Source organism: Janthinobacterium sp. 344, from assembly GCF_900112025.1.
In the GTDB taxonomy this organism is placed as follows: Bacteria; Pseudomonadota; Gammaproteobacteria; order Burkholderiales; family Burkholderiaceae_D; genus Janthinobacterium.
On sequence record NZ_FOKL01000005.1, the window covers coordinates 370,851 to 392,832 of the forward strand.

Sequence of the window (21,982 nt, forward strand, 5' to 3'; positions counted from 1 at the left end):
ACACCACACGCATCCATCAGGGACACAAGGAACATCATGAGCGAGCAAGCGAAGAACACCTTTTTCAGCGGTCTGCAACAGAATCTCGATCAACTGCGCCAGCAGGGCTTGTACAAGCCCGAGCGCGTGATCGCCTCGCGCCAGGGCGCCGAAGTGGTGTGCGACGATGGCCGTACCCTGATCAATATGTGTGCGAACAACTACCTGGGCCTGTCCGGCGACGTGCAGACGCAGGAAGCGTCCATCGCCGCCACGCAAAAATACGGCTACGGCCTGTCGTCCGTGCGCTTCATCTGCGGCACGCAGACCGTGCATAAAGAACTGGAACAGGCGATTTCCGCCTTCCTGGGCACCGAAGACACGATTTTGTACGCGGCCGCCTTCGACGCCAACGGCGGCGTGTTCGAGCCCCTGTTCGATGAAAACGACGCCATCATCTCGGACGCGCTGAACCACGCCTCCATCATCGACGGCATCCGCCTGTGCAAGGCCGGCCGCTACCGCTATGCGCACAACGACATGGCCGACCTGGAAGTGCAGCTGCAGGCGGCGATTGCCGCCGGCAAGCGCCATAAAGTCATCGTCACGGATGGCGTCTTCTCGATGGACGGCACGATTGCGCAACTCGACAAGATCTGCGACCTGGCCGACAAATACGGCGCGCTGGTGATGATCGACGAATGCCACGCTTCCGGCTTCATGGGCGCGACGGGCCGCGGCACGCACGAGCACCACAATGTAATGGGCCGCATCGACATCATCACGGGCACCCTGGGCAAGGCCCTGGGCGGCGCCATGGGCGGTTTTACGTCGGCGCGCAAGGAAGTCATCGACACCCTGCGCCAGAAATCGCGCCCCTACCTGTTCTCGAACACGCTGGCGCCATCGATCGCCGGCGCCTCGCTGTCGGTGCTCGAGCGCCTGGCCAAGTCGACGGAACTGCGCGACCGCCTGCATGAGAATACGGCCTTCTTCCGCAGCGAGATCGAGCGCATCGGTTTTACCATCAAGCCGGGCACCCATCCCGTTGTTCCCGTGATGCTGTTCGACGCCCCCGTGGCGCAGAAATTCGCCGCCCGCCTGTATGAACTGGGCGTGCTGGTGACGGGCTTCTTCTACCCGGTTGTGCCGATGGGCCAGGCCAGGGTCCGCGTGCAGCTGTCGGCCGCCCACACGCGCGCACAGCTGGTGCAAGTGCTGGCCGCCTTCGAGCAGGCGGGCAAGGAACTGGGTCTGCTGACCACCACCACGACCAATTAACAAGAATTCAGGAAAATAGCATGGAACGCATCTTAGTCATTGGCGCAAACGGCCAAATCGGTAGTGAACTGGTGGGCGCCCTGGCGCAGCAGCACGGCGCGGACAACGTCATCGCCAGCGACATCGGCACGAACAATCTGTACCAGGCCAAGCGCTACGTGCAGCTGAATGTGCTGGACAAGGACGGCCTGGCGAAGCTCATCGCCGACGAGAACATCACGCAGGTGTACCAGCTGGCGGCCATGCTGTCGGCCACGGGCGAAGCGGCCCCGCTGAAGGCGTGGAGCCTGAACATGGATGGCTTGCTCAATATCCTGGAACTGGCGCGCGAGCGCGGCGAAGCGGGCAAGCCGTTGCGCATCTTCTGGCCATCGTCGATCGCCGCCTTCGGCCCGAACACGCCGCAAGTGAACACGCCGCAAATGACGGTGATGGACCCGACGTCGATGTACGGCATCAGCAAGCTGGCCGGCGAGCGCCTGTGCGAATACTATTTCAACAAGTACGGCGTGGACGTGCGCAGCATCCGCTACCCTGGCATCATCAGCTACAAGTCGCCTCCGGGCGGCGGCACCACCGACTACGCCATCGCCATCTTCCATGCGGCCTTGCGCGGCGAGCGCTATGACTGCTTCCTCGATGCGAACACGACCTTGCCGATGATTTACATGCCCGACGCGATCCGCGCCACCATCGAACTGATGGACGCGCCCGCCGCATCGATCAAGATCCGCTCCTCGTACAACGTGGCCGGTGTGTCGTTCAACCCCGAGCAGCTGGCGAAAGCCATCGTGCACATGGTCCCCGACTTCAAGATCAGCTACAAGCCGGACAGCCGCCAGGCCATCGCCGACAGCTGGCCGCAAAGCCTGGACGACAGCACGGCCAGCGCCGACTGGGGCTGGAAGGCGCAAATCGGCGTCGAGCGGATGGTCACGGACATGCTGGCCAATGTCGACGTGGGCCAGGCTGCCAAGGCAGCCTGAGGCACGCCCGAGCATTCATCAAAACATACTAATATAAAGAGACACTACATGGATATGAGCGTATTTGACCTGTTTAAAATCGGCATCGGGCCGTCGAGTTCCCACACCGTGGGACCGATGGTGGCGGCGCGGCGTTTTCTGGTCGAATACGGTCCGCTGGACCAGGTGGTGGGCGTCGAGGCGGCCCTGTATGGCTCGCTGGCGCTGACGGGCGTGGGCCATGCCACGGACAAGGCCGTCATTCTGGGCCTGATGGGCGAAACGCCGCAGGACGTGGCGCCTGATGACGTCGACAGCAAGCTGGCCGCCATCGAGGCGGCCGGCGAAATCGCGCTGCTGGGCACGCGCGTGGTGCCGTTTACGGCCGCCACGGGCCTGGTCTGGCACAAGAGCGAATCCTTGCCAGAACACCCGAACGGCATGCGCTTTACGTTGAAGCTGGCCGACGGCAGCCGGGTCGACAAGGTGTATTACTCGATCGGCGGCGGCTTTATCCGCGAAGCTGGCGAGGCCCAGGCGGAAGCGGCCGTGGAATCGGCCGCCGCTGCCCGCGTCGTTTTCCCCTTCGACACCATGGAGCAGTTGCTGGCGCATGGCGTGGAAAGCGGCCTGTCGATTCCTGAAATGCTGCGCGCCAACGAGTGCGTCAAGCGCAGCGAGGCCGAACTCAATGCAGGGTTGGACCGCATCTGGCACGTCATGCGCGACTGCATCGCGCACGGCCTGGAAACGACGGGCAACCTGCCGGGCGGCTTGAACGTCAAGCGCCGCGCGGCGAAACTGTGGCGCTTGGCGCAGGACGCGAAGGCGTCGGACAACCGCGCCAACGACTTGCCGCACGACGCCGTGCACCTGGTCAGCCTGTACGCGATGGCCGTCAACGAGGAAAACGCTGCCGGCGGGCGCGTGGTGACGGCGCCGACCAACGGCGCCGCCGGCATCATCCCGGCCGTGCTGCGCTACTACGCGGAAGACTGCCGCCCCAGCGACCCGGTGGGCGGCGTGCGCCGCTTCATGCTGACGGCAGCGGCCATCGGCATGCTGTGCAAGCGCAATGCCTCGATCTCGGGCGCCGAAGTAGGCTGCCAGGGCGAAGTGGGCGTGGCCTGCGCCATGGCGGCGGCCGGCCTGGTGGCGGCCCTGGGCGGCACGAACGAGCAGATCGAGAACGCGGCCGAAATCGGCATCGAGCATCACCTGGGCATGACGTGCGACCCGATCGGCGGCCTGGTGCAGATCCCCTGCATCGAACGCAATGGCATGGGCGCCGTGAAAGCCATCACGGCCGCTTCGCTGGCGCTGAAGGGCGACGGCACGCACTTCGTCAGCCTCGACGAAGTCATCGAAACCATGCGCCAGACGGGCGCGGACATGCAGGACAAATACAAGGAAACGTCCTTGGGCGGCCTGGCCGTGCACGTGATTACCGTCAACCACGCCGCTTGCTGAGCATCAGCCAAATACCCCAACGGCAAGGACTGGGGTCGGACCCTCAGGGTCCGACCCCAGAGTTTGTCCTTGGGTTGGTCCTCACTCCTCCTCGAACAACTGCTCCAGCCTGCGCGGGTAGTTGTTCAGAAAATCGCGCGTCACGGCGAAGTGCTCGGTGTCTTCATACGCCACTTCGTGGATGCCGCCGCCCGTAAACATCAGGATCTTCGCGTGCGGGTAGGCGAGCAGAATCGGCGAGTGGGTGGCGATGATCAGCTGCGAATCGTCCTGCACCAGCTGGTGGATCACGGACAAGGCGGCCAGCTGGCGGCTGGGCGACAGGGCCGCCTCGGGCTCGTCCAGCAGGTACAGGCCCTTGCCCCGCAGCTTGTTGATCAGGGTCGCCATGAACGCCTCGCCGTGCGACTGCGCGTGCAGCGACTTGCCGCCGTAGCTTGCCAGGTATTCGGGCATGTCGTCCATGTAGGTGGCGACGTTGAAAAAACTCTCGGCGCGCAAAAAATAGCTGTCGTCGGGTTTTTTATAGCTTTTGCTCAGGCGCAGATGCGCATGCAGGCCCGATTCCTCGTCCGAGGGCAGGGCGATGCGCACATTGCGCGTGCCGCCATCCTTGCCAAAGCCCAGCGCCACGGCCAGCGCTTCGAGCATGGTGGACTTGCCGCTGCCGTTCTCGCCGACGAAAAACGTCACGTCGCGGTGGAAGTCGATGTGCACGAAGTCGCGGATGGCGGGGATGGTGAAGGGATAGCGCTGCAGGTCGACGACGGCGTCGGCGCGCAGCGCGGCGCTTTGCAGGTACGGTTTTTTACTGATCGGCATGGCCGGTTCTCGACTCCATCAATGGGCGTGGCAAGGGGCGACAGGCACAGTGTGGCGCAAATCGGCGGCGCGCGCCAGCAGGCACGCAGCCATGGCCGGCGGGCTTGATCGCCTGTCATTATGGCTTGTTTGGCAATAGACAGGTTCTCCAATTGTCACATCCTGCGCCGATGCGCGCCACGCGATTCGCCTTGGACGGCGGCTGGCACTATAATATCCGCTGCCATTCATGATCAACCGCACTCAGCTCAACTGGACTCTTCAAATCTATGCATTACGTGTCTACCCGCGCTGACAAAGCGCCATCGAATCCGCCGCAATTTTCCGACATCCTCCTGGGCGGCCTGGCCCCCGATGGCGGACTGTACCTCCCAGAACACTACCCGCAAGTCACTGGTGCCGAGCTCAATGCCTGGCGCACATTGTCGTATGCCGACCTGGCCTACGAAATCCTGAAGAAGTTCGCCACCGATATCCCGGCCGCGGACCTGAAGGCAATGACGGCGAAAACCTATACCAAGGCAGTCTACAAGAACGCCCGCGCCGGCGAAAACGCGGCCGACATCACGCCGCTGCGCGTGCTGGAAGAAAACCTCGTCAAGGGGGGATCGACCACCCTGATCCTGCAGGCGCTGTCGAACGGCCCGACCCTGGCCTTCAAGGACATGGCCATGCAGCTGCTGGGCAACCTGTTCGAATACACCTTGGCCAAGACGGGCGCCGAACTCAATATCTTCGGCGCCACCTCGGGCGACACGGGCAGCGCGGCCGAATACGCGATGCGCGGCAAGAAGGGCATCCGCGTCTTCATGCTCTCGCCGCACAAGAAAATGAGCGCCTTCCAGACGGCGCAGATGTTCAGCCTGCAAGACCCGAACATCTACAACATCGCCGTCGAAGGCGTGTTCGACGATTGCCAGGACATGGTCAAGGCCGTGTCGAACGACCTGGCCTTCAAGGCAAAACAGAAGATCGGCACCGTCAATTCCATCAACTGGGCGCGCGTCGTGGCGCAGGTGGTGTACTACTTCCGCGGCTACCTGGCGGCCACCACCAGCAATGAGCAGAAAGTCTCGTTCACGGTGCCGTCTGGCAACTTCGGCAATATCTGCGCCGGCCATATCGCCCGCATGATGGGCTTGCCGATCTCGAAGCTGGTGGCCGCCACGAATGAAAACGACGTGCTCGACGAATTCTTCCGCACGGGCGTCTACCGCGTGCGCAAGTCCGCCGAAACCTACCACACCAGCAGCCCGTCGATGGATATCTCGAAAGCGTCGAACTTCGAGCGCTTCGTCTACGACCTGGTGGGCCGCGACAGCGACCGCGTGCGCGCGCTGTTCACGAAGGTGGAAACGCACGGCGGCTTCGACTTGTCCGGCAAGCCTGGCAGCGATGGCGACGAGTTCAAGCTGGTGGCCAAGTACGGCTTCAAGTCGGGCAAGTCCACGCACCAGGACCGCCTCGACACCATCCGCGACGTGGCCGACGACTACGGCATCACCATCGACACGCACACGGCGGACGGCATCAAGGTGGCGCGCGAACACCTGGAGCCGAACGTGCCGATGATCGTGCTGGAAACGGCGCTGGCGGCCAAGTTCAATGAAACCATCCTCGAAGCGCTGGGCGTGGATGCGGAACGGCCAAACGGCTTCGAGAACATCGAGGACTTGCCGCAGAAGTTCGTCGTGATGGACGCCGACGTGGAAAAGATGAAGGCGTATATCGCCGCCAACACGGGCTTGTGATGAGCGATCCGACCGCACAACGCAAACCCATGCTGTCGGTGGCCGAGGCGCAAGCCTTCATGCTGGCCGCGGCGCGCCCGGTGGCCGAAGTGGAGCTGGTCGACACCATGCGCGCGAATGGCCGCGTGCTGGCGGCCGCGCAGACGTCGACCCTGAACGTGCCCGAGCGCGACAACACGCAGATGGATGGCTATGCCGTGCGCGCCAGCGACTGCGCCAGCGGCGCGGCCAGCCTGTCCGTGTCGCAGCGCATCGCGGCAGGCCACGTGGGCCAGCCTTTGCAGCCGGGGACGGCGGCGCGCATCTTTACGGGCGCGCTGATGCCCGATGGCGCCGACTGCGTGGTGATGCAGGAGCAGTGCACGGTGGCGGACGGCGTGGTGACGGTCAACCACGTGCCGCACGCGGGCGAATGGGTGCGCCGCCAGGGCGAGGATATCCGCGCCGGCAGCGTGATCCTGGAAGCGGGCCGCCGCCTGCGCAGCCAGGAAATGGGCCTGGCCGCCTCCGTGGGGCTGGCGCAGTTGCCCGTGCTGCGCAAGCTGCGCGTCGCCGTGTTTTTTACGGGCGACGAGCTGGCCATGCCGGGCGAGCCTTTGGCGCCGGGCGCCGTCTACAACTCGAACCGCTTTACCCTGCGCGGCCTGCTGGAAAATCTCGGTTGCGAGATCACGGACCTGGGCATCGTGCCCGACAGCCTGGAAGCGACGCGCGCCGTGCTGCGCCAGGCGGCCCACGGCAATGATCTGATCATCACTTCGGGTGGCGTGTCGGTCGGCGAGGAAGACCATATCAAGCCGGCCGTGGAAGCGGAAGGGCGGCTGAACATGTGGCAGATCGCCGTCAAGCCGGGCAAGCCGCTGGCCTTTGGCGAAGTCAAGGAGGCCTTCTTTGTCGGCCTGCCCGGCAATCCCGTCTCCAGCTTCGTCACGTTTTTGCTCTTCGTGCGGCCACTCATCCTGCGCCTTCAGGGCGTGGCGGGCGACCTCGCGCCGCGCAGCTACGCGCTGCCGGCCGCCTTTGAACGCCTGAAGGCGGACAAGCGCAACGAGTTCTTGCGTGCCAAAGTGAATGGCGGGGGCGAGCTGGAACTGTTCGCCAACCAGAGCTCGGGCGTGCTGACGTCCACCGTGTGGGGCGATGGCTTGATCGACTGCCCGCCTGGCTTGTCGATTGCGCGCGGCGACAAGCTGCGCTTCATCCCGTTTAACGAATTGCTGTATTAAGGAAGTGACGATGAAGATCAATCTGCGGTTTTTTGCCAGCGTGCGCGAACTGGTGGGCACGGCGCAGGAAGTGCTGGAAGTAGCCGAGCCGCTGCATACCGTGGGCGACGTGCGGACTTTCCTGATCGCCCGCGGCGGCAACTGGGAATATGCGCTGGCGCAGGCGCGTTCGCTGCGCATGGCGCATAACCAGGTGATGTGCGCTGCCGACACGCCGGTCGCCGAAGGCGACGAGGTGGCATTTTTCCCGCCCGTGACGGGCGGCTGATGCCGCTTGTCGAATGAAACGGCCACTTCATCGAAGTGGCCGTTTTTTCATGGCGACCTGGTTTTCGGTTTGTCACCGCTGCAGGTGGCGCAGGCGACGGCTTTGCGGTAGCGCCAGTATTTCGAGCCGATGAAGATGGCCGAGGCCACCAGCGACCAGGCCAGCGCGCTGAGAATATCGGCCTGGCTGGTCGTGCCCTTGCTGTACTCGACCACCGTCAGGATGATGAATAAAATCGAACTGGCCAGTAAATATCGGGAAATCCAGTATCCTGCACCCATGTGTTTCTCCTCTTGTCGTCTCGTGGTCTTGTGAAGTGAACGTGCTGATCGCTGCAGCATGTCCACGCAGTATGCATCATTTTTCGGCATGATTGCCATCCCCGGGCCTTATCTCGACTAAAATGCCGGGGTTTTCACCGTCTCCCAGCTTGCCATGACCCCAACCAGTTCCCCTCCGTTTCACATCGCCGTCATCGGCGGCGGCCCCGCCGGCCTGATGGCCGCCCAGGCGGCAGCCGACCGGGGCGCCAGGGTGGAGCTGTTCGACGCCATGCCCTCCGTCGGCCGCAAATTCCTGCTGGCCGGGCGCGGCGGCATGAACATCACGCATGCGGAGGGCTACCAGCCCTTCGTCTCGCGCTACGGCAGGCAGGCGCACCGGGTCAAGCCGGCACTGGACCAGTTCGGACCGCAAAAAGTGCGCGACTGGGTGCACGGCCTGGGCGTGGAGACCTTTGTCGGTTCCTCGAACCGCGTCTTCCCGACGGATATGAAAGCGGCGCCCTTGCTGCGCGCGTGGCTGCATCGACTGCGCGAAGCGGGCGTGCAATTTCACATGCGCCACCGCTGGACGGGCTGGCGGGACGGTCAGCTGGCGTTCGCCACGCCCGACGGCGAGCGCCATTTCACGTTTGATGCCGTGGTCCTGGCGCTGGGCGGCGGCAGCTGGGCGCGCCTGGGATCGGACGGCGCCTGGGTGCCGCTGCTGCAAGGGCGGGGCGTTTCGGTGGCACCATTGGTGCCGGCCAATTGCGGCTTCGACGTGGACTGGAGCGGGCATTTCAGCAGCCGCCACGCGGGCGAGCACCTGGCCACGGTGGCCATCACGGCGCATGATGTCGATGGCTTGATCATCAAGCGGCAAGGGCAGTTCGTCATCACGGCCGGCGGCGTCGAGGGCAGCCTGATTTATGCGCTATCGGCCGCGCTGCGCGAGCAGATCGCGCGTGACGGCCAGACCACCATCTGGCTGGACCTGGCGCCCGACCACACGCATGCGCGCGTGTTCGAGGAAGTGACGCGCCCGCGCGGCGCCCGCTCCATGTCCAGCCACCTGCAAAGCCGGCTGGGCATCAAGGGCGTGAAATCGGGCTTGCTGCGCGAATGCCTGGGCGCGGCCGACTTTGCCGACGAGGCGAAGCTGGCGGCCGCCATCAAGCTGCTGCCCGTCATCCTGCGGCGCCCGCGTCCCATCGATGAAGCCATCAGCAGCGCCGGCGGCGTGGACTTCGACGGCATCGACGGCAGCATGCTGCGCGCCATGCCGGGCGTCTTCGTCGCCGGTGAAATGCTGGACTGGGAGGCGCCGACGGGCGGCTACCTGCTGACGGCCTGCCTGGCGCAAGGCAAGGCGGCCGGCGAGCAGGCGGTCAGTTGGCTGGAAGGGAATTTTTGAAATTACAACAGCATTTGATCGTTAGCGCCACGACGCTGTTCACAATCGTAGCGAGCGGCCCCGAGTTGTGGCTGAGAAGCGCAGCTGTACTCTGGTACGGGGCCGCCGAGGCAGCGAGCATCGCCAGCCGCAAATCGCGCCGCGCAGTAGATTGTGAACGGCGTCATCATTAATGCCAGATGATGTCGCCTGACCCGCTCTTTTGCGTTTCACGCTGGCGCGGGTTGCCGTAGACGTGGATGTCGCCGCTGCCGCGCAGGGTCAGGTTGGCGGCGTCGCGCACGAACAGGGTGCTCTGGCCCGAGCCTTGCAGGCTGACGCTGGCCTTGTCGGCGGCCAGGTGCTCGGCGTCGATATCGCCTGAACCGCTGAGGTCGGCGCGCACGAACTTGGTATTGCCGCTGGCGGCGATGCGACCCGAACCCACCATTTCCAGCACCACGCTGTCGCTGTTGCCGGCGTTGATGTCGAGGTCGCCACTGCCATTGACGGTCGCCTGCACCTGCTTGTAGCGGCCCGTGAAGCTGACGTTGCCTGATCCCATCAATTCCAGGATAAAACTGTCGCCGGAAAAGCCCGTGATCTTGCTGTCGCCATTGCCGTGCACGTCCAGGCGTGTCAGGGCGGGCAGCACCAGTTCCACCTTGAGCGGCTGGCGGTGGTGGAACAGCATGCCTTTGGGGCCGATATGCAGGGTCGTGCCATCGGCCGTGGTGTCGACGTTCGACAGCAGGCGCTGCTCGCCGCTCACTTTCAGCGAGGGCGTGCTGCCGCGCCGCAGCACCAGGTCGATGGGACCGGCCAGGTCGACGCTGGTGATGCTGGCGGAAACGGGCCGCGTGTCGCTGCGCACGGCGCGCCCGGCAGCGCTGCTGGGGCTGCTGATGCCCTTGGCGCGCAGCGCCGCATACGACATGGCGATGAGGACCAGGGCCAGCAGGAACATGGACAGGCCGACTTTGAGCAAGCGTTTCATGGCAGCCTTTCTAGTGACCTTTGAGCAGGGAGACATTCATGGCGATGTAGCGCCGGATGCCGATCAGGGTATAGCGGGTGACCACCAGGCTGAGCAGGAAGATGCCTATGCCGCCCAGCAACATGCCCATGCCGAAGACGGTTTGCGTGGTGCGCGCATCGCGGTCCAGGTCGGTTGAGATGCGGATGCCGCCGCCGGCCAGCGCCTCGGCCCGTTCCATCATGCGTGACGAGGTGTTCGCTGTTTCCGCCTGGTCCGTATCGCCCGCTTCGCCCTGTGCCGGGCCGGGGATGTTGTGCACCTCGATGCCCGTGTCGCCGATGGTGATGCGGGTTTCGCCCCTGTCGTCGCTATCGCCACCGTCATTGTCATGGATCAGCATGTAGCGCAGGGGGCCGTCGAGCACCAGCTCGTTGGCGCCGGACAGGCCGCTGGCCGTGATGGCGATGCCCGCCAGGTAAAAGCTCAGGCCGACGGCGTACAAGGCGGCCAGCAGGGCCGCATACACGGCGGCAGGCACGACCATGAAGAGGTTGAAGATGGCCAGGCCCACCAGCGAGACCAGCAGGCGCAGCAGGTTGACGGGGTTTTTTTTGTGCTCGAAGGCCTGGCGGTGCGTGCTGGTGCGCAAGGTCAGGGCGATTTTCTTCGGGTCGCCCAGGTCGGCGGCGATCTCTTGCTCGCTGCGGCCGGCGGCGGCGCCTTCGATGAAGGTCTGTTCGTAATAATCGAGCGTCTTGGCCACCAGGTCCGGTGGCAAGCCCGCCAGCGCGCGCCGCAGCGCCTCGAGATAATCTTGCTTGTTCATCATATTCTTCCTGTCTTCCGGTGCGCCGGGTCAGCCTACCGTCGGCAGCAGCATGCTCGCTTGGCTCAGCAGCAGCGGCATCCCCTGCGCTGGTTGTGCTTGCTGGCCGTCAATGACGAGCAGCATGGCCAGCGCCACGAGGGCCAGCACCGCCACGGCTTTCAAGCTGTTTTTCAAGTGCAAGGTGGTATGCATGGTATTCCTCGTGGCGCGGCGGTTGTCGATGGTCAGACTGTACCCAAGCGCACACGGGCGCACCAGCACGGTGCGACAGAATGCAATTTGGCAGGGGCGAGCGACACCAGGGCGGGATGCACCGTCACGTCTACTGTGGCTGGCGTGCCGCCTGCCGGCCTTCGCCGGCGGCCCTGGCCGCCGCCACGCCGCTGCGCACAGCCGCTTCGATGGTGGCCGGATAATCCTGCCTGCGGTCATCGCCGGCCGTATAGTCGCCGGCCAGCAGCAGGCCCGGCACGCCGCTGGCATTGCCGGGGCGGAGCAAGTCGGGCGTGCAGGCAAAGGTGGCGCGCTTTTCCGTGATCAGCTGGGTCCACAGCGGCTGCGCCAGTTCAGGCCGGCGCAACGCGTGCGCCAGCTGCGTGGCGATGGCTTGCGCCAGCGGCCCGTGGCCTTGTTCGGCGGCGGTACCCGAGGCGCTGATGACGACGGCCAGCAATCCGGCCTGCCCGGTGTCGAGCTGGCCCCGGTCGAAGACGAACTGGCCCCAGTGCTGTTGCTCTGGCGCATCGACGAGGGCGTAAAACGGCAAGTCCAGGCGCACGGAGGCGGCGTATTGCAGGTAGCAGGTGCTGATGGCTTCCGTGGTCAAGGCCTGCATCTGGCCGATGGACTGGTTCAGCCGGGCATCGGCCACGCCTTGCAGCAGGGCCGCCGCCTGTACGGACGAGGTGGCGACGATGACGGCGTCAAAGTGCTCTCCATCGTCGAGCTGCCAGCGGCCGTCCGCCAGGCTCTGCAAGGCGGCGACCTTGGCGCCCGTCTTCACCTGTCCGCCATGTTGCGCGACGTAGCGGGCGGCGGCGTCGGGAAAGAGGGCGCTCAGGTCCGCTTTCGGGATCAGCATGTCGGATGCGCGGCGGCGGCGCGCGCCCAGGCTGTCGCGCAGCACGTTGATGAAGACGCGGGCCGAGGCCCGCCCGGGCGGCGTGTTCAATGCCGCCAGGCACAGCGGATGCCACATCAGCCGGTTCAAGGTATCCGTCTGGTCGAAGCGCTGCAGCAATGCGCTGACGGTGCAATCGTTATGCAGTTGCCAGTCCATCCAGCGCATGGCTGTGGAAAAGCGCATCAAGGCCAGCTTGTCGGCGCGCCGTAAACCCTTGGCGCGCAGCAAGGCCCACGCCAGGTGCAGCGGCGCGGGCAGGCGCGGCGCAACGAAGTCCATGCCGCCGGAAGCGGCCGGATAGCGCATCTGCAGGGGCAGGGTGAGGATCAGTTCGGCAGGGTCCTGGCCCGCCAGCCGGATCAGGCGCAGGGTCTCCGTGTAGGCGCCCAGCAGGATGTGCTGGCCGTTGTCGAGTACGGTATTTTCCCTCTCCACCCGCCGCGCGCGCCCGCCCAGGGTGCGCGCCGCTTCGTAGAGCGTGACGGCATGGCCGGCGCGCGCCAGTTCCATGGCCGCCGCGCAACCCGCCCAGCCGCCGCCGATGACGGCGTAGCGCTGCTTCACGCGACTGTCAGCCACGAACCCAGGTCTTCCAGGCCAGCCACAGTTTGCGGATCGGCGTCAGGGAAATGCGCTGTTTCAGCACGTGATAGCCGTCGCGCTCGACTTCGTTGAGCAGGGTGCGGTAGATGGCGGCCATGATCAGGCCCGGGCGCTGGGCGCGGCGGTCCTCGGCCGGCAGCAGGGCGAAGGCGTCGTCATACGCCTGTTGCGCGCGCGCCACCTGGAAGCGCATGAGGTTTTCAAAGTTCTCGCTGTGGCGGGCATTCAGCAGGTCGGCCGCCGTGACATTGAATTGCTGCAACTCGCTGATGGGCAAATAGATGCGCCCCTTGCGCGCATCTTCGCCCACGTCGCGGATGATGTTGGTCAGCTGGAAGGCATGCCCCAGCTTTTCCGCGTACAGCAGGGTTTCCGGACGCGTCGCGCCGAAGATGCTGGCCGACAGGATGCCCACCACGCTGGCGACGTGCCAGCAATAGCGGCTCATGGCCTGGTAATCGAGGTAGCGGGTCTGGTTCAAGTCCATTTCCATGCCATCGATGATGGCTTGCAAATGCTTTTCTTCCAGTTGATACACGTCCAGGTGCGGCTGCAGCGCCCGCATCACGGGGTGCGTGGGATTGCCCTCGTACATGGCCTTGACTTCCTTGCGCCACCACACCAGCTTGGTACGTGCCACGGCCTCGTCCGTGCATTCGTCGACCGTGTCATCGACTTCGCGGCAGAAGGCGTACAGGGCCGTGATGGCCTTGCGGCGCTCGGCGGGCAGGAACAGGAAGCTGTAGTAGAAGCTGGAGCCGCTCTGGGCGGCCTTTTGTTGGCAGTATTCGTCGGGAGACATAGTCAAAAGAGCAAGGGTTGCAGATCGAAGCCGCTATTCTATCGTCTTACAGAGTGGGCGACGGGGGAAAAGCCGTGTTTACTTGCGTCTCTTGCCGCAGGTTTTTGCGCGACATGCGCAGGGCGCGCCAGAAAATGATCAGCCAGTCGCGTTTTTCCAGCTTGGGGCGACGCCGGAAGACGTCGTAATTGACGGCCTCGATGCATTCGAGGATGCGCAAGCCCCCTTGCACCACCAGCCGCAACTCCCAGCCGATGCGCCCGCGCAAGCGCAGGGCCAGCGGCGCGCCGGACAGCATCAGGGCCCGCGTGCGCGCCACCTCAAAGCGCATCAGCGCGCTCCATTTGCCGTGCGCCTCGGGACGCTCGAAGGCGGCGGGCGAGACGGCAAAGCGGGTCAGGTCTTCCATCGGCAGGTAGATGCGTTCCTTTTGCTGGTCGATGGCGACGTCTTGCAAGAAATTAATTAGTTGCAAAGCTGAACATATCGCATCGGAATCGCGTACATTCTCTTCATCGGCCGCACCGTACAGGTGCAACATCAGCAGCCCCACGGGGTTGGCGGAGCGGGCGCAGTAGTCGAGCACGTCTTCGTAGCGCGCATAGCGCGTCGTTTCGACGTCCTGCTTGAAGGCGGACAGCAAGTCGTAGAACGGCTTCAGCGGCAGCTGGAACTTGGCGATGACGGCGGCCAGGCGCGCGAACATGGGATCGGACACGGTTTCCTGCCGCGCGATACGGTCCAGCGCTTCTTCGTAGGCGTGCAGGGCGGACAGGCGTTCCGCCGGCTTGGCGTCGCCTTCATCGGCCAGGTCGTCGGCGCTGCGGGCGAAGGCATAGATGGCCTCGACGGCAGGCACCAGGCGGCGCGGCAGTAAAAATGATGCTACAGGGAAATTCTCGTAATGGTCTACAGGCATGAACACACTTCTCTAGTCTTGCAGTTTTGTCCGACGTCCGGGCAACCCTGCGGTTGCGCCGGACGTTGTTCGTCTCAAGATTAATGACGCAAAAGTCACTAAAAACTTTTAGTCGCGCTTATAATTAATAACCAGAAAGTCATTAAGGGTTTGACGCACCCCGCCATGACCACACTGATATTGTCACAAATTTAAGGATATCGCGTGCGAAAAAATTTGGCTCACCCCCAATGGCAAGCAAAAAGTTTCCTCGCATAAAAATCTTACAGCCCGCATAGTAAAGGAAAATACCTTGTTTGCCCTGAAAACCCTGCGCCGCGAGACCGGCGCAACGACGCTTCCCGCCCTGCGCCTGGTGGCCGCCGCCGCCCTGGCGATGACCTTGGCCGCCTGTTCCAAGCCCGTGCCGAAGGTGGAGGACGTGCGCCCCGTGCGCGCGATAGTATTGTCTAGCAGTAATGTTGATGTGAGTGCCGAGCTGGCGGGCGAGGTCGTTCCCCGCGTCGCGTCGCAGCTGGGCTTTCGCGTGGGCGGCAAGATCGTCGCGCGCAAGGTCGATGTGGGCGCCGTCGTCAAGAAAGGCCAGCTGCTGATGCAGCTCGATCCACTCGACCTGCAACTGGCGCAGGCGCAGTCCAAAGCGGCACTGGCCAGCGCGGAAACCAGCCGCGACCTGGCGCGCGCCGAGCTGAAACGCTATCAGGACTTGCGCGAGAAAAATTTCGTCAGCCAGGCGGTGCTCGATAGCAAGGACGCGGCCTACAAGGCGGCGCAAGCGAATTTTGAGGCTGCCCAGGCCGCTTACCGGGGCCAGGCCAACCAGTCCGGCTATGCCAGCCTGCTGGCCGATGCGGACGGCGTCGTCACGCGCATCGATGCCGAAGTGGGGCAGGTGGTGTCGCCCGGCACGCCCGTGGTGCAGGTGGCGAAGTCCGGCGAAAAGGAAGTCGTGATCGGCATTCCGGAAGACAAGGTGGAGACCTTGCGCAAGGTCAAGGATGTCACCGTGCGCCTGTGGGCCGACCCGCAGCAGGGCTTGCCTGGCAAGATCCGCGAAGTGTCGCCCGTGGCCGATCCCGCCACGCGCACCTATATCGCCAAGGTCAGCATTCCCGATGCGCCGCAGGCGCGCCTGGGCATGACGGCCGTGGTGCAGTTCGCCTCGCAATCGGCCACGCCGCAGATCAAGGTGCCGCTGACGGCCCTGTTCAATGAGAAATCGCAAAGTTCCGTGTGGGTGGTGGAAAACGGCGTCGTCAAGCTGGTGCCCGTGACGGTGGGCGGCGTGGCCGGCAATGAGTTGCTGCTGACCTCGGGCGTGAAGGCGGGCCAGACGGTGGTCACGGCCGGCGTCAACCTGCTGAAACCGGGCCAGAAAGTCAGCATACTGGGCGCGGAAACGGCCGCGCCCGTGACGGCTGCCGCGTCCGCAGACGGCGTCGCGCTCGGAGCCGCCAAATGAAGGGCGGTTTCAATCTGTCACGCTGGGCGCTGGAACATATTCCACTGACGCGCTACCTGATGGCCGTGCTGCTGATCGGCGGCATGCTCAGCTATGCCAGCCTGGGCCAGGACGAAGATCCGCCGTTCACTTTCCGCGCCATGGTGCTGCAAGCCTACTGGCCCGGCGCGACGGCCCTGCAGATGGCCGAGCAGGTGACGGACAAGCTGGAAAAGAAGTTGCAGGAAACGCCCTACATCAATGAAATCACCAGCTATTCCAAGCCCGGTGAAACCTTGATCCTGCTTGAGCTGCGCGAATCGGCGCCGCCCAAGGAAACGGCGGCCGCCTGGTACCAGGTGCGCAAGAAGATCGGCGACATCAAGGGCACCTTGCCGGCCGGCGTGGTGGGGCCGTTCTTCAATGACGAGTTCGGCGACACGTACGGCTCCATCTTCGCCCTGTCCGGCGACGGTTTTACGTACGCGGAAATGAAGGATTATGCGGACAAGGTGCGCCAGGAGCTGCTGGCCGTGGGGCAGGTATCGAAGGTGGAACTGTTCGGCGTGCAGGATGAAAAGATCAATATCATCTTTTCGCACAAGAAATTCGCCCAGCTGGGCATTCCGTTTGATGCCATCGTGCAGCAGTTGTCCGAGCAAAACTCCATCAACGCCACGGGCGTGCTGGTCACGCCGACGGACAACCTGCAAGTGCGCGTGACGGGCGCCATGCTCACGGTCAAGGACCTGGAAAACCTGGAGCTGCGCGCCAACGACACCACCTTCCGCCTCGGTGATTTTGCCACCGTGAAACGCGAATTCGTCGATCCGCCCAAGGACAAGATGCGTTTCAATGGCAAGGAAGTGATCGGCCTGGGCGTGTCGATGGAAAAGGGCGGCAACATCATCGACATGGGCAAGGCCCTGCAAACGACCGTCAGCCGCATGAAAAGCGAATTGCCGGTCGGCATAGAACTGCAGCGCGTGTCGAACCAGCCGGAAGCCGTGTCCGCGTCCGTGGGCGAATTCGTGCATACCTTGATCGAAGCCATCCTGATCGTGCTGGCCGTCAGCTTTGTCGCGCTGGGCTTGCACACCAAGCCGCTGCGCATCGACGTGCGCCCGGGCCTGGTGGTGGCGCTGACCATCCCGCTGGTGCTGGCCGTCACCTTCCTGTGCATGCGCCTGCTCGACATCGACTTGCACAAGATTTCCCTCGGCGCCCTGATCATCGCGCTGGGCTTGCTAGTCGATGACGCCATCATCGCCGTCGAGATGATGGTGCGCAAGATGGAGGAGGGCATGTCGCGCTTCGACGCGGCCACGTTCGCCTACACGTCCACGGCGATGCCCATGCTGACGGGCACCCTGATCACGGTGGCGGGATTTTTGCCCATCGGCCTGGCCAAGTCGGCCGCCGGGGAATACACATTCTCGCTGTTCTCCGTGAATGCGCTGGCGCTGATCATTTCCTGGGTGGTGGCCGTGGTCTTCACGCCGTACATTGGCTACATCTTGCTGAAGGTCAAGCCGCACGCCCACAACGACCACGAATTGTTCGATACGCCGAATTTCCGCCGTTTCCGCCGCGCCGTCACCTGGTGCGTGGAATGGCGCAAGACGACGATTGCCGCCACCTTGGCCATCTTTGCGCTGGGCATCTATGGCTTCAATTTCATCGAAAAGCAATTCTTTCCCGATTCCAGCCGTCCCGAACTGATGGTGGAGATGTGGTCGCCCGAGGGCACGACGTTTGCCGCGAATGAAAAGCAGGTAAAGAAATTCGAAGCCTTTGTCGGCAAGCTCGACGGCGTGGAAAGCGTGACCAGCTATGTCGGCACGGGCAGCCCCCGCTTCTACCTGCCGCTGGACCAGATCTTCCCGCAGACCAACGTGTCGCAGGTGGTGGTATTGCCGAAGAGCCTGGCGGACCGCGAACGCCTGCGCCAGCAAATCGTCGATGTCTTCAAGAAGGATTTCCCGGAAGTACGGGGCAGGGTCAAGCTGTTGCCGAACGGGCCGCCCGTGCCGTATCCCGTGCAATTTCGCGTCACGGGACCGGAAGTGGCCGGCGTGCGCGCCATTGCCGACCAGGTCAAGGACATCATGCGCGCCAACCCGAATACCCTGGGCGTCAATGACAACTGGAATGAATCGGTGAAGGTGCTGCGCCTGGACCTGGACCAGGACAAGATGCGCGCGCTGGGCGTGACCTCGAAAACGGTGATGCAGGCGGCCAACACCATCCTGTCCGGCACGGTCATCGGCCAGTTCCGCGAAGACAACAAGCTGATCGATATCCAGGTGCGCCAGCCTTTGGCCGAGCGGGCGACGATTTCCGTGCTGAACGACACGAATATTCCGACGGCAACGGGCAAGTCCGTGCCCATCTCGCAGCTGGCGCGCGTGCATTTCGTCTGGGAGCCGGGCGTGGTGTGGCGCGACCGCCGCGAATGGGCGATCACGGTGCAGTCGGACGTGGTGGACGGCATCCAGGGCGCGACGGTGTCGACGCAGCTGGCGCCCCAGCTCGATGCCTTGCGCGCCAAGCTGCCGGCCGGCTACCGCATCACGGTGAAAGGCGTGGCGGCCGACAGCGGCGAGGCGGAGGCGTCGATCGCGGCGAACCTGCCGCTGGCGATCTTCATCATCTTTACCTTGCTGATGCTGCAGCTGCACAGTTTCTCGCGCGCCTTGCTGGTGTTCCTGACGGGGCCGCTGGGCGTGGCGGGCGCCGCCTTTGCCTTGCTGGCGCTGGGCCGGCCGCTGGGTTTCGTGGCCAACCTGGGCATCATCGCCCTGTTCGGCATGATCATCCGCAACTCCGTGATCCTCGTCGACCAGATCGAGCAAGACATCAAGGATGGTTCGGCCCCATGGGATGCCATCATCGATTCGGCCGTGCGCCGCTGCCGCCCCATCGTGCTGACGGCGGCCGCCGCCGCGCTGGCCATGATCCCGCTGTCGCGTTCCGTCTTCTGGGGACCGATGGCTGTGGCCATCATGGGCGGCCTGATCCTGGCGACGGCCCTGACCCTGCTGTTCCTGCCGGCCTTGTACGCGGCCTGGTTCCGCGTCAAGAGGCCGGAGCCTGCGGCAAGGGGAGCGGGTACGCCAGCGGTGTAGGACCCTGGCGTGTGCCGCAGGGCGCCTGCGCCAATTTTCCCGACTGGCGGAAATGCCGGGGGCGTGCCTTGAGGGGACGGCCCCGGTGCCTGTCTTTGGAGGTAAAAATGCCGCCAACCGACCGCCGGTGCGCTCCGCGGTGCAGCAAAAAAAAGGCGGCATTCCTCTAGGAAATCCAGTAGAATGCCGCCTTTGCTTTACCGAGCGCTTGCTCCGGGCTCGTTCAATGCGCCCACGGTAGCCAGATCGCTCCCGAGTTGTTAAAATCAGGGGCGGCAGCCTGTGGCAAGCGGCACAAAGTAGTACAAATGCGGATGTGGTGGAATTGGTAGACACGCTGGTCTTAGAAGCCAGTGCTTCGGCTTGGGAGTTCGAGTCTCCCCATCCGCACCAATCCGGGTTGTTCCAGCCCGGACGTGCAGCACCATCAAGATTTTCTTTGCACTACTATTCCTCAGCCCAGCGCGCCCAGTGCGGCCAGTTGCCGGCTCGACTGTTGCACCATCTGCGCAATCATTGCCTGCGCCTGCGGGTAGCCCGTTCTTTCCATCCATGATACATCCTGTGCCACGGGCAATAGCGCCTGCAGCACGTATTGTCGCGTCTGCGGCCAGTCCTGTTCCTGCGGTGGCGTCGATGGCGGCATTTCCTTGTCCAGCAGATACAGTGCCGCGCGCGCCGCCGCCAGCTCCTGTTGCGCCTGCAATGCCAGCGTCTCGCCGGATGGGGGCGGTTGCTGCGCGAGGAATGTGTCGAGCTTGCGGCTCTGGCGTTCATACAGGTCGAGCAGCAGGTGGACGGTGGCGCCGGCTGGCCGCCGTTGCATATCGAGTTCGTCCAGCACGGCCAGCAGCCAGTGCGTCAGCTGTCGCCCGGCCAGGCCCAGCTCCGGCCACGTGGTCGCCAGCAATTGTTCGCCCAGGTAGCGGGCCCGGTCGATGGCGCGCCGGCTGCCGCTCATGTTGTTGCCGATGGGGCCATACAGGGGCGCCAGCGCCGCTTCATGGCGCTCCGCCAGCAGGCACAGCAAGGCCAGGTGCACGTACACGTGGAAGGCGGCCAGCACGCGGTGGGCATCCCAGTAGTGATTGCCCTCATCATCGGGGGCGTTCCACAGTGAACAGACTTTCGCGCCGTCGTCGCGCGCATAGTCAGGCGCCAGCAGGCTGTGGCCATGGCGGAAGTCGTACAGCTTCTGGTGCAGCGCCTCGTGCAGCAGGTGCTCGGCCAGCCACCAGGGGTTGCCGATCAGCTCCTGGTTCAGGAACACGCTGCCATTGACGCGAAACTGCGAGCTGGAGGCCTTGCCGCGCCACGTGCCCAGCTTGGGAAACAGGGCGATCAATTGCACGTGCGACAGGGCGCTGGCGCACAACCGGGGCAGCAGAGTATCGAGCAGGCGCAAGCCGCGGCGCAGCAGGGCGCGCTCATGCGGTGTGGGCGTGGCCAGCGGGGCGCCGTAGTTGTCTTCCATCACGGCAAGGAAGGCGGTGGCATACGGCGTGCCCCGGTGCCACGCATGCCATATGTAAGTGTCGCCGTCCGGCGGCGGGTGCGCGTCGTGCAGGCGCGCCATGTCCGGCAAGTGCGCCGTCAGGGGGCCGCCGGGCAGGTCGGCGCGCAGATGCGCTTCGGCGGCCTGGAACAGCGCCGCGCACTGGGGCAGGGGCAAGCCATACTCGTCGCCCAGATGCCGCTGCCGCATGGCGTGCTGTACGGCGCAGCGCAACACGGTGTCGCCCACCAGCTGGTGCTGGCGCGCGGGTGGCGCCGCGTCCAGCAGGCTGGCCAGCCGTTCCGCCTCGGGCAGGGTGCTGCCCAGCTTGTGCAGGCGCCGCCGGTAGGCGACGGCCAGCTGGTCGCGGATGTAGTTGCTGTCGCCAAAAGCGCGGTGGCGTACCAGCGCCGTTTCCACGGCGTCGAGCACATCCAATCCGGGCGGCGTGGCCCGCAGCAGAAATGCCGCCATCGCCGCCTCAGGCGACGGTCGGGTGGTCGTGGTCGTGGTGGCCGTCGCCCTTCATGCGCAATTCCATTTCATCGACTTCCGTCTGGATTTTTTGCAGATCGTCATCGGTGACGCCGTCGAGCAGGCGGCTGAGGACCATTTGCAGCTTGGCTTTGGCGTTGCTGGAAGTGCCGGGTGCGCTGTCGCTCATGATGTTTTCTCCCTTAAATTCACTTGGAGAGGCATACGGGGACTTAGGTTTGCCTGAAAAATGGCCAAATTGAGGCAAATCAAAGGTTTTTTGGCCGAAATCTTCGCCAAGAGCGCATTTCTTTGTTTCGGACGGAGCGACAGTTCGCATATACTAATGTACGAAGCAGGCTGGAAAGCCTGTCTCTGGCGAATGAAGAATGCCGGGGCAAGAGTAAAGACAGGGCAGCGCCAGGCTGCGGCGACTCGTTCGCCGCCGCTGGCATCCTCTGTGGTCGGGCTGCAAAGCCAGCCACTTCTCCGAAGTCCTTTGTTATAATGCCACGCTTTACCGAATGATGGCCGGCCCTGCGCTTTACCTTGAAGCAGGGCTGGACGCTCGGAGCCCTGTCGCAGTATTGCGAGCGGCGGATTGTTTGGTGCCTGGTGCGGGTTTTCCCTCAGCCAAGTAGACCAGGTCCATTGTCCTGCTTTCAATGCTTTTACAGATGAATATGCGAGCGAGTGAAGCTGGACCCATGTCTTGTCGTCAGTGATGGCGCAAGGGGTCGGGTCTTCTTTTCTCGTACCAACAGTGTTTAT

Annotated in this window: 19 protein-coding genes and 1 tRNA gene; 10 read left to right on the top strand and 10 right to left on the bottom strand. The window is 64.0% G+C overall.

Annotated features, from left to right (window positions below):
• Window positions 1-36: 36 nt before the first annotated feature.
• From kbl to BM193_RS16010, 3 genes are read left to right on the top strand one after another with little or no spacing between them, the layout of a single operon-like run.
• A complete protein-coding gene (gene kbl, locus BM193_RS16000; RefSeq protein WP_092797455.1) occupies window positions 37-1,260 on the top strand; it encodes a glycine C-acetyltransferase in 1,224 nt (407 codons plus the stop codon).
• 20 nt (window positions 1,261-1,280) lie between these two features.
• On the top strand, window positions 1,281-2,246 hold the full coding sequence (locus BM193_RS16005; protein ID WP_092797456.1) for an NAD-dependent epimerase/dehydratase family protein: 966 nt from the start codon (window positions 1,281-1,283) through the stop codon (window positions 2,244-2,246).
• Window positions 2,247-2,294: 48 nt separating this feature from the next.
• Window positions 2,295-3,695, top strand: a complete 1,401-nt coding sequence (locus BM193_RS16010) for an L-serine ammonia-lyase (protein WP_092797457.1) — start codon at window positions 2,295-2,297, stop codon at window positions 3,693-3,695.
• Between the two features lie 81 nt (window positions 3,696-3,776).
• On the opposite strand, the gene BM193_RS16015 is transcribed toward BM193_RS16010, so the two are convergent.
• The gene (locus BM193_RS16015; RefSeq protein WP_092797458.1) at window positions 3,777-4,517 is read right to left on the bottom strand and encodes an AAA family ATPase; all 741 of its coding nucleotides are present in this window, start codon (window positions 4,515-4,517) and stop codon (window positions 3,777-3,779) included.
• A gap of 269 nt (window positions 4,518-4,786) precedes the next feature.
• Between BM193_RS16015 and thrC the strand changes: the two genes are divergently transcribed.
• From thrC to moaD, 3 genes are read left to right on the top strand one after another with little or no spacing between them, the layout of a single operon-like run.
• Window positions 4,787-6,268, top strand: a complete 1,482-nt coding sequence (gene thrC, locus BM193_RS16020; protein ID WP_092797459.1) for a threonine synthase — start codon at window positions 4,787-4,789, stop codon at window positions 6,266-6,268.
• The gene (glp, locus tag BM193_RS16025; protein ID WP_092797460.1) at window positions 6,268-7,494 is read left to right on the top strand and encodes a molybdopterin molybdotransferase MoeA; all 1,227 of its coding nucleotides are present in this window, start codon (window positions 6,268-6,270) and stop codon (window positions 7,492-7,494) included. The genes thrC and glp overlap by 1 nt, the downstream gene beginning before the upstream one ends.
• Window positions 7,495-7,504: 10 nt before the next feature.
• On the top strand, window positions 7,505-7,762 hold the full coding sequence (moaD, locus tag BM193_RS16030; protein WP_092797461.1) for a molybdopterin converting factor subunit 1: 258 nt from the start codon (window positions 7,505-7,507) through the stop codon (window positions 7,760-7,762).
• Window positions 7,763-7,809: 47 nt separating this feature from the next.
• Here moaD and BM193_RS16035 read toward each other — a convergent pair whose 3' ends face one another.
• Entirely contained in the window at window positions 7,810-8,043 is a 234-nt protein-coding gene (locus BM193_RS16035; RefSeq protein WP_092797462.1) for a hypothetical protein, read from the bottom strand.
• Between the two features lie 154 nt (window positions 8,044-8,197).
• On the opposite strand from BM193_RS16035, the gene BM193_RS16040 reads away from it, so the two are divergent.
• Window positions 8,198-9,439, top strand: a complete 1,242-nt coding sequence (locus BM193_RS16040) for a TIGR03862 family flavoprotein (protein ID WP_092797463.1) — start codon at window positions 8,198-8,200, stop codon at window positions 9,437-9,439.
• A gap of 169 nt (window positions 9,440-9,608) precedes the next feature.
• Here BM193_RS16040 and BM193_RS16045 read toward each other — a convergent pair whose 3' ends face one another.
• The 6 genes from BM193_RS16045 to hpnC all read right to left on the bottom strand — a co-directional run bounded on the left by BM193_RS16045 (window position 9,609) and on the right by hpnC (window position 14,673).
• Window positions 9,609-10,415, bottom strand: coding sequence for a head GIN domain-containing protein (locus tag BM193_RS16045; RefSeq protein WP_092797464.1), 807 nt, complete (start codon window positions 10,413-10,415; stop codon window positions 9,609-9,611).
• A 10-nt stretch (window positions 10,416-10,425) separates the two neighbouring features.
• Window positions 10,426-11,226: a DUF1700 domain-containing protein gene (locus BM193_RS16050; RefSeq protein WP_254786261.1), complete on the bottom strand. Its 801-nt coding sequence runs from the start codon at window positions 11,224-11,226 to the stop codon at window positions 10,426-10,428.
• Between the two features lie 27 nt (window positions 11,227-11,253).
• The gene (locus BM193_RS28795; protein WP_175533311.1) at window positions 11,254-11,418 is read right to left on the bottom strand and encodes a hypothetical protein; all 165 of its coding nucleotides are present in this window, start codon (window positions 11,416-11,418) and stop codon (window positions 11,254-11,256) included.
• Between the two features lie 130 nt (window positions 11,419-11,548).
• Window positions 11,549-12,928, bottom strand: a complete 1,380-nt coding sequence (gene hpnE / locus BM193_RS16055; protein ID WP_092797465.1) for a hydroxysqualene dehydroxylase HpnE — start codon at window positions 12,926-12,928, stop codon at window positions 11,549-11,551.
• Window positions 12,921-13,754 carry a presqualene diphosphate synthase HpnD gene (gene hpnD / locus BM193_RS16060; RefSeq protein WP_092797466.1) on the bottom strand — a complete coding sequence of 278 codons (834 nt, stop codon included), beginning with the start codon at window positions 13,752-13,754 and terminating at the stop codon, window positions 12,921-12,923. Before hpnD ends, hpnE begins: the two co-directional genes overlap by 8 nt.
• A gap of 46 nt (window positions 13,755-13,800) precedes the next feature.
• Window positions 13,801-14,673: a squalene synthase HpnC gene (gene hpnC / locus BM193_RS16065; RefSeq protein ID WP_092797467.1), complete on the bottom strand. Its 873-nt coding sequence runs from the start codon at window positions 14,671-14,673 to the stop codon at window positions 13,801-13,803.
• A gap of 292 nt (window positions 14,674-14,965) precedes the next feature.
• Between hpnC and BM193_RS16070 the strand changes: the two genes are divergently transcribed.
• The 3 genes from BM193_RS16070 (at window position 14,966) to BM193_RS16080 (ending at window position 19,635) form a co-directional block, all read left to right on the top strand.
• A complete protein-coding gene (locus tag BM193_RS16070; RefSeq protein WP_092797468.1) occupies window positions 14,966-16,135 on the top strand; it encodes an efflux RND transporter periplasmic adaptor subunit in 1,170 nt (389 codons plus the stop codon).
• Window positions 16,132-19,242, top strand: a complete 3,111-nt coding sequence (locus BM193_RS16075) for an efflux RND transporter permease subunit (RefSeq protein WP_092797469.1) — start codon at window positions 16,132-16,134, stop codon at window positions 19,240-19,242. The genes BM193_RS16070 and BM193_RS16075 overlap by 4 nt, the downstream gene beginning before the upstream one ends.
• A gap of 310 nt (window positions 19,243-19,552) precedes the next feature.
• Window positions 19,553-19,635 (top strand) — tRNA-Leu (locus BM193_RS16080).
• A gap of 61 nt (window positions 19,636-19,696) precedes the next feature.
• Here BM193_RS16080 and BM193_RS16085 read toward each other — a convergent pair.
• Window positions 19,697-21,211, bottom strand: coding sequence for a hypothetical protein (locus BM193_RS16085; protein WP_092797470.1), 1,515 nt, complete (start codon window positions 21,209-21,211; stop codon window positions 19,697-19,699).
• Window positions 21,212-21,218: 7 nt separating this feature from the next.
• Window positions 21,219-21,401 (bottom strand): hypothetical protein, encoded by a 183-nt coding sequence (locus BM193_RS16090; protein WP_092797471.1) that lies wholly within the window; start codon window positions 21,399-21,401, stop codon window positions 21,219-21,221.
• Window positions 21,402-21,982 lie beyond the last annotated feature (581 nt).

What these genes read in the sequence shown, in the direction of transcription:
- kbl (WP_092797455.1), top strand. Translation starts at nt 37, where the DNA reads ATGAGCGAGCAAGCGAAGAACACCTTTTTCAGCGGTCTGCAACAGAAT.
- BM193_RS16005 (WP_092797456.1), top strand. Translation starts at nt 1,281, where the DNA reads ATGGAACGCATCTTAGTCATTGGCGCAAACGGCCAAATCGGTAGTGAA.
- BM193_RS16010 (WP_092797457.1), top strand. Translation starts at nt 2,295, where the DNA reads ATGGATATGAGCGTATTTGACCTGTTTAAAATCGGCATCGGGCCGTCG.
- BM193_RS16015 (WP_092797458.1), bottom strand. Translation starts at nt 4,517, where the DNA reads ATGCCGATCAGTAAAAAACCGTACCTGCAAAGCGCCGCGCTGCGCGCC.
- thrC (WP_092797459.1), top strand. Translation starts at nt 4,787, where the DNA reads ATGCATTACGTGTCTACCCGCGCTGACAAAGCGCCATCGAATCCGCCG.
- glp (WP_092797460.1), top strand. Translation starts at nt 6,268, where the DNA reads ATGAGCGATCCGACCGCACAACGCAAACCCATGCTGTCGGTGGCCGAG.
- moaD (WP_092797461.1), top strand. Translation starts at nt 7,505, where the DNA reads ATGAAGATCAATCTGCGGTTTTTTGCCAGCGTGCGCGAACTGGTGGGC.
- BM193_RS16035 (WP_092797462.1), bottom strand. Translation starts at nt 8,043, where the DNA reads ATGGGTGCAGGATACTGGATTTCCCGATATTTACTGGCCAGTTCGATT.
- BM193_RS16040 (WP_092797463.1), top strand. Translation starts at nt 8,198, where the DNA reads ATGACCCCAACCAGTTCCCCTCCGTTTCACATCGCCGTCATCGGCGGC.
- BM193_RS16045 (WP_092797464.1), bottom strand. Translation starts at nt 10,415, where the DNA reads ATGAAACGCTTGCTCAAAGTCGGCCTGTCCATGTTCCTGCTGGCCCTG.
- BM193_RS16050 (WP_254786261.1), bottom strand. Translation starts at nt 11,226, where the DNA reads ATGATGAACAAGCAAGATTATCTCGAGGCGCTGCGGCGCGCGCTGGCG.
- BM193_RS28795 (WP_175533311.1), bottom strand. Translation starts at nt 11,418, where the DNA reads ATGCATACCACCTTGCACTTGAAAAACAGCTTGAAAGCCGTGGCGGTG.
- hpnD (WP_092797466.1), bottom strand. Translation starts at nt 13,754, where the DNA reads ATGTCTCCCGACGAATACTGCCAACAAAAGGCCGCCCAGAGCGGCTCC.
- hpnC (WP_092797467.1), bottom strand. Translation starts at nt 14,673, where the DNA reads ATGCCTGTAGACCATTACGAGAATTTCCCTGTAGCATCATTTTTACTG.
- BM193_RS16075 (WP_092797469.1), top strand. Translation starts at nt 16,132, where the DNA reads ATGAAGGGCGGTTTCAATCTGTCACGCTGGGCGCTGGAACATATTCCA.
- BM193_RS16085 (WP_092797470.1), bottom strand. Translation starts at nt 21,211, where the DNA reads ATGGCGGCATTTCTGCTGCGGGCCACGCCGCCCGGATTGGATGTGCTC.
- BM193_RS16090 (WP_092797471.1), bottom strand. Translation starts at nt 21,401, where the DNA reads ATGAGCGACAGCGCACCCGGCACTTCCAGCAACGCCAAAGCCAAGCTG.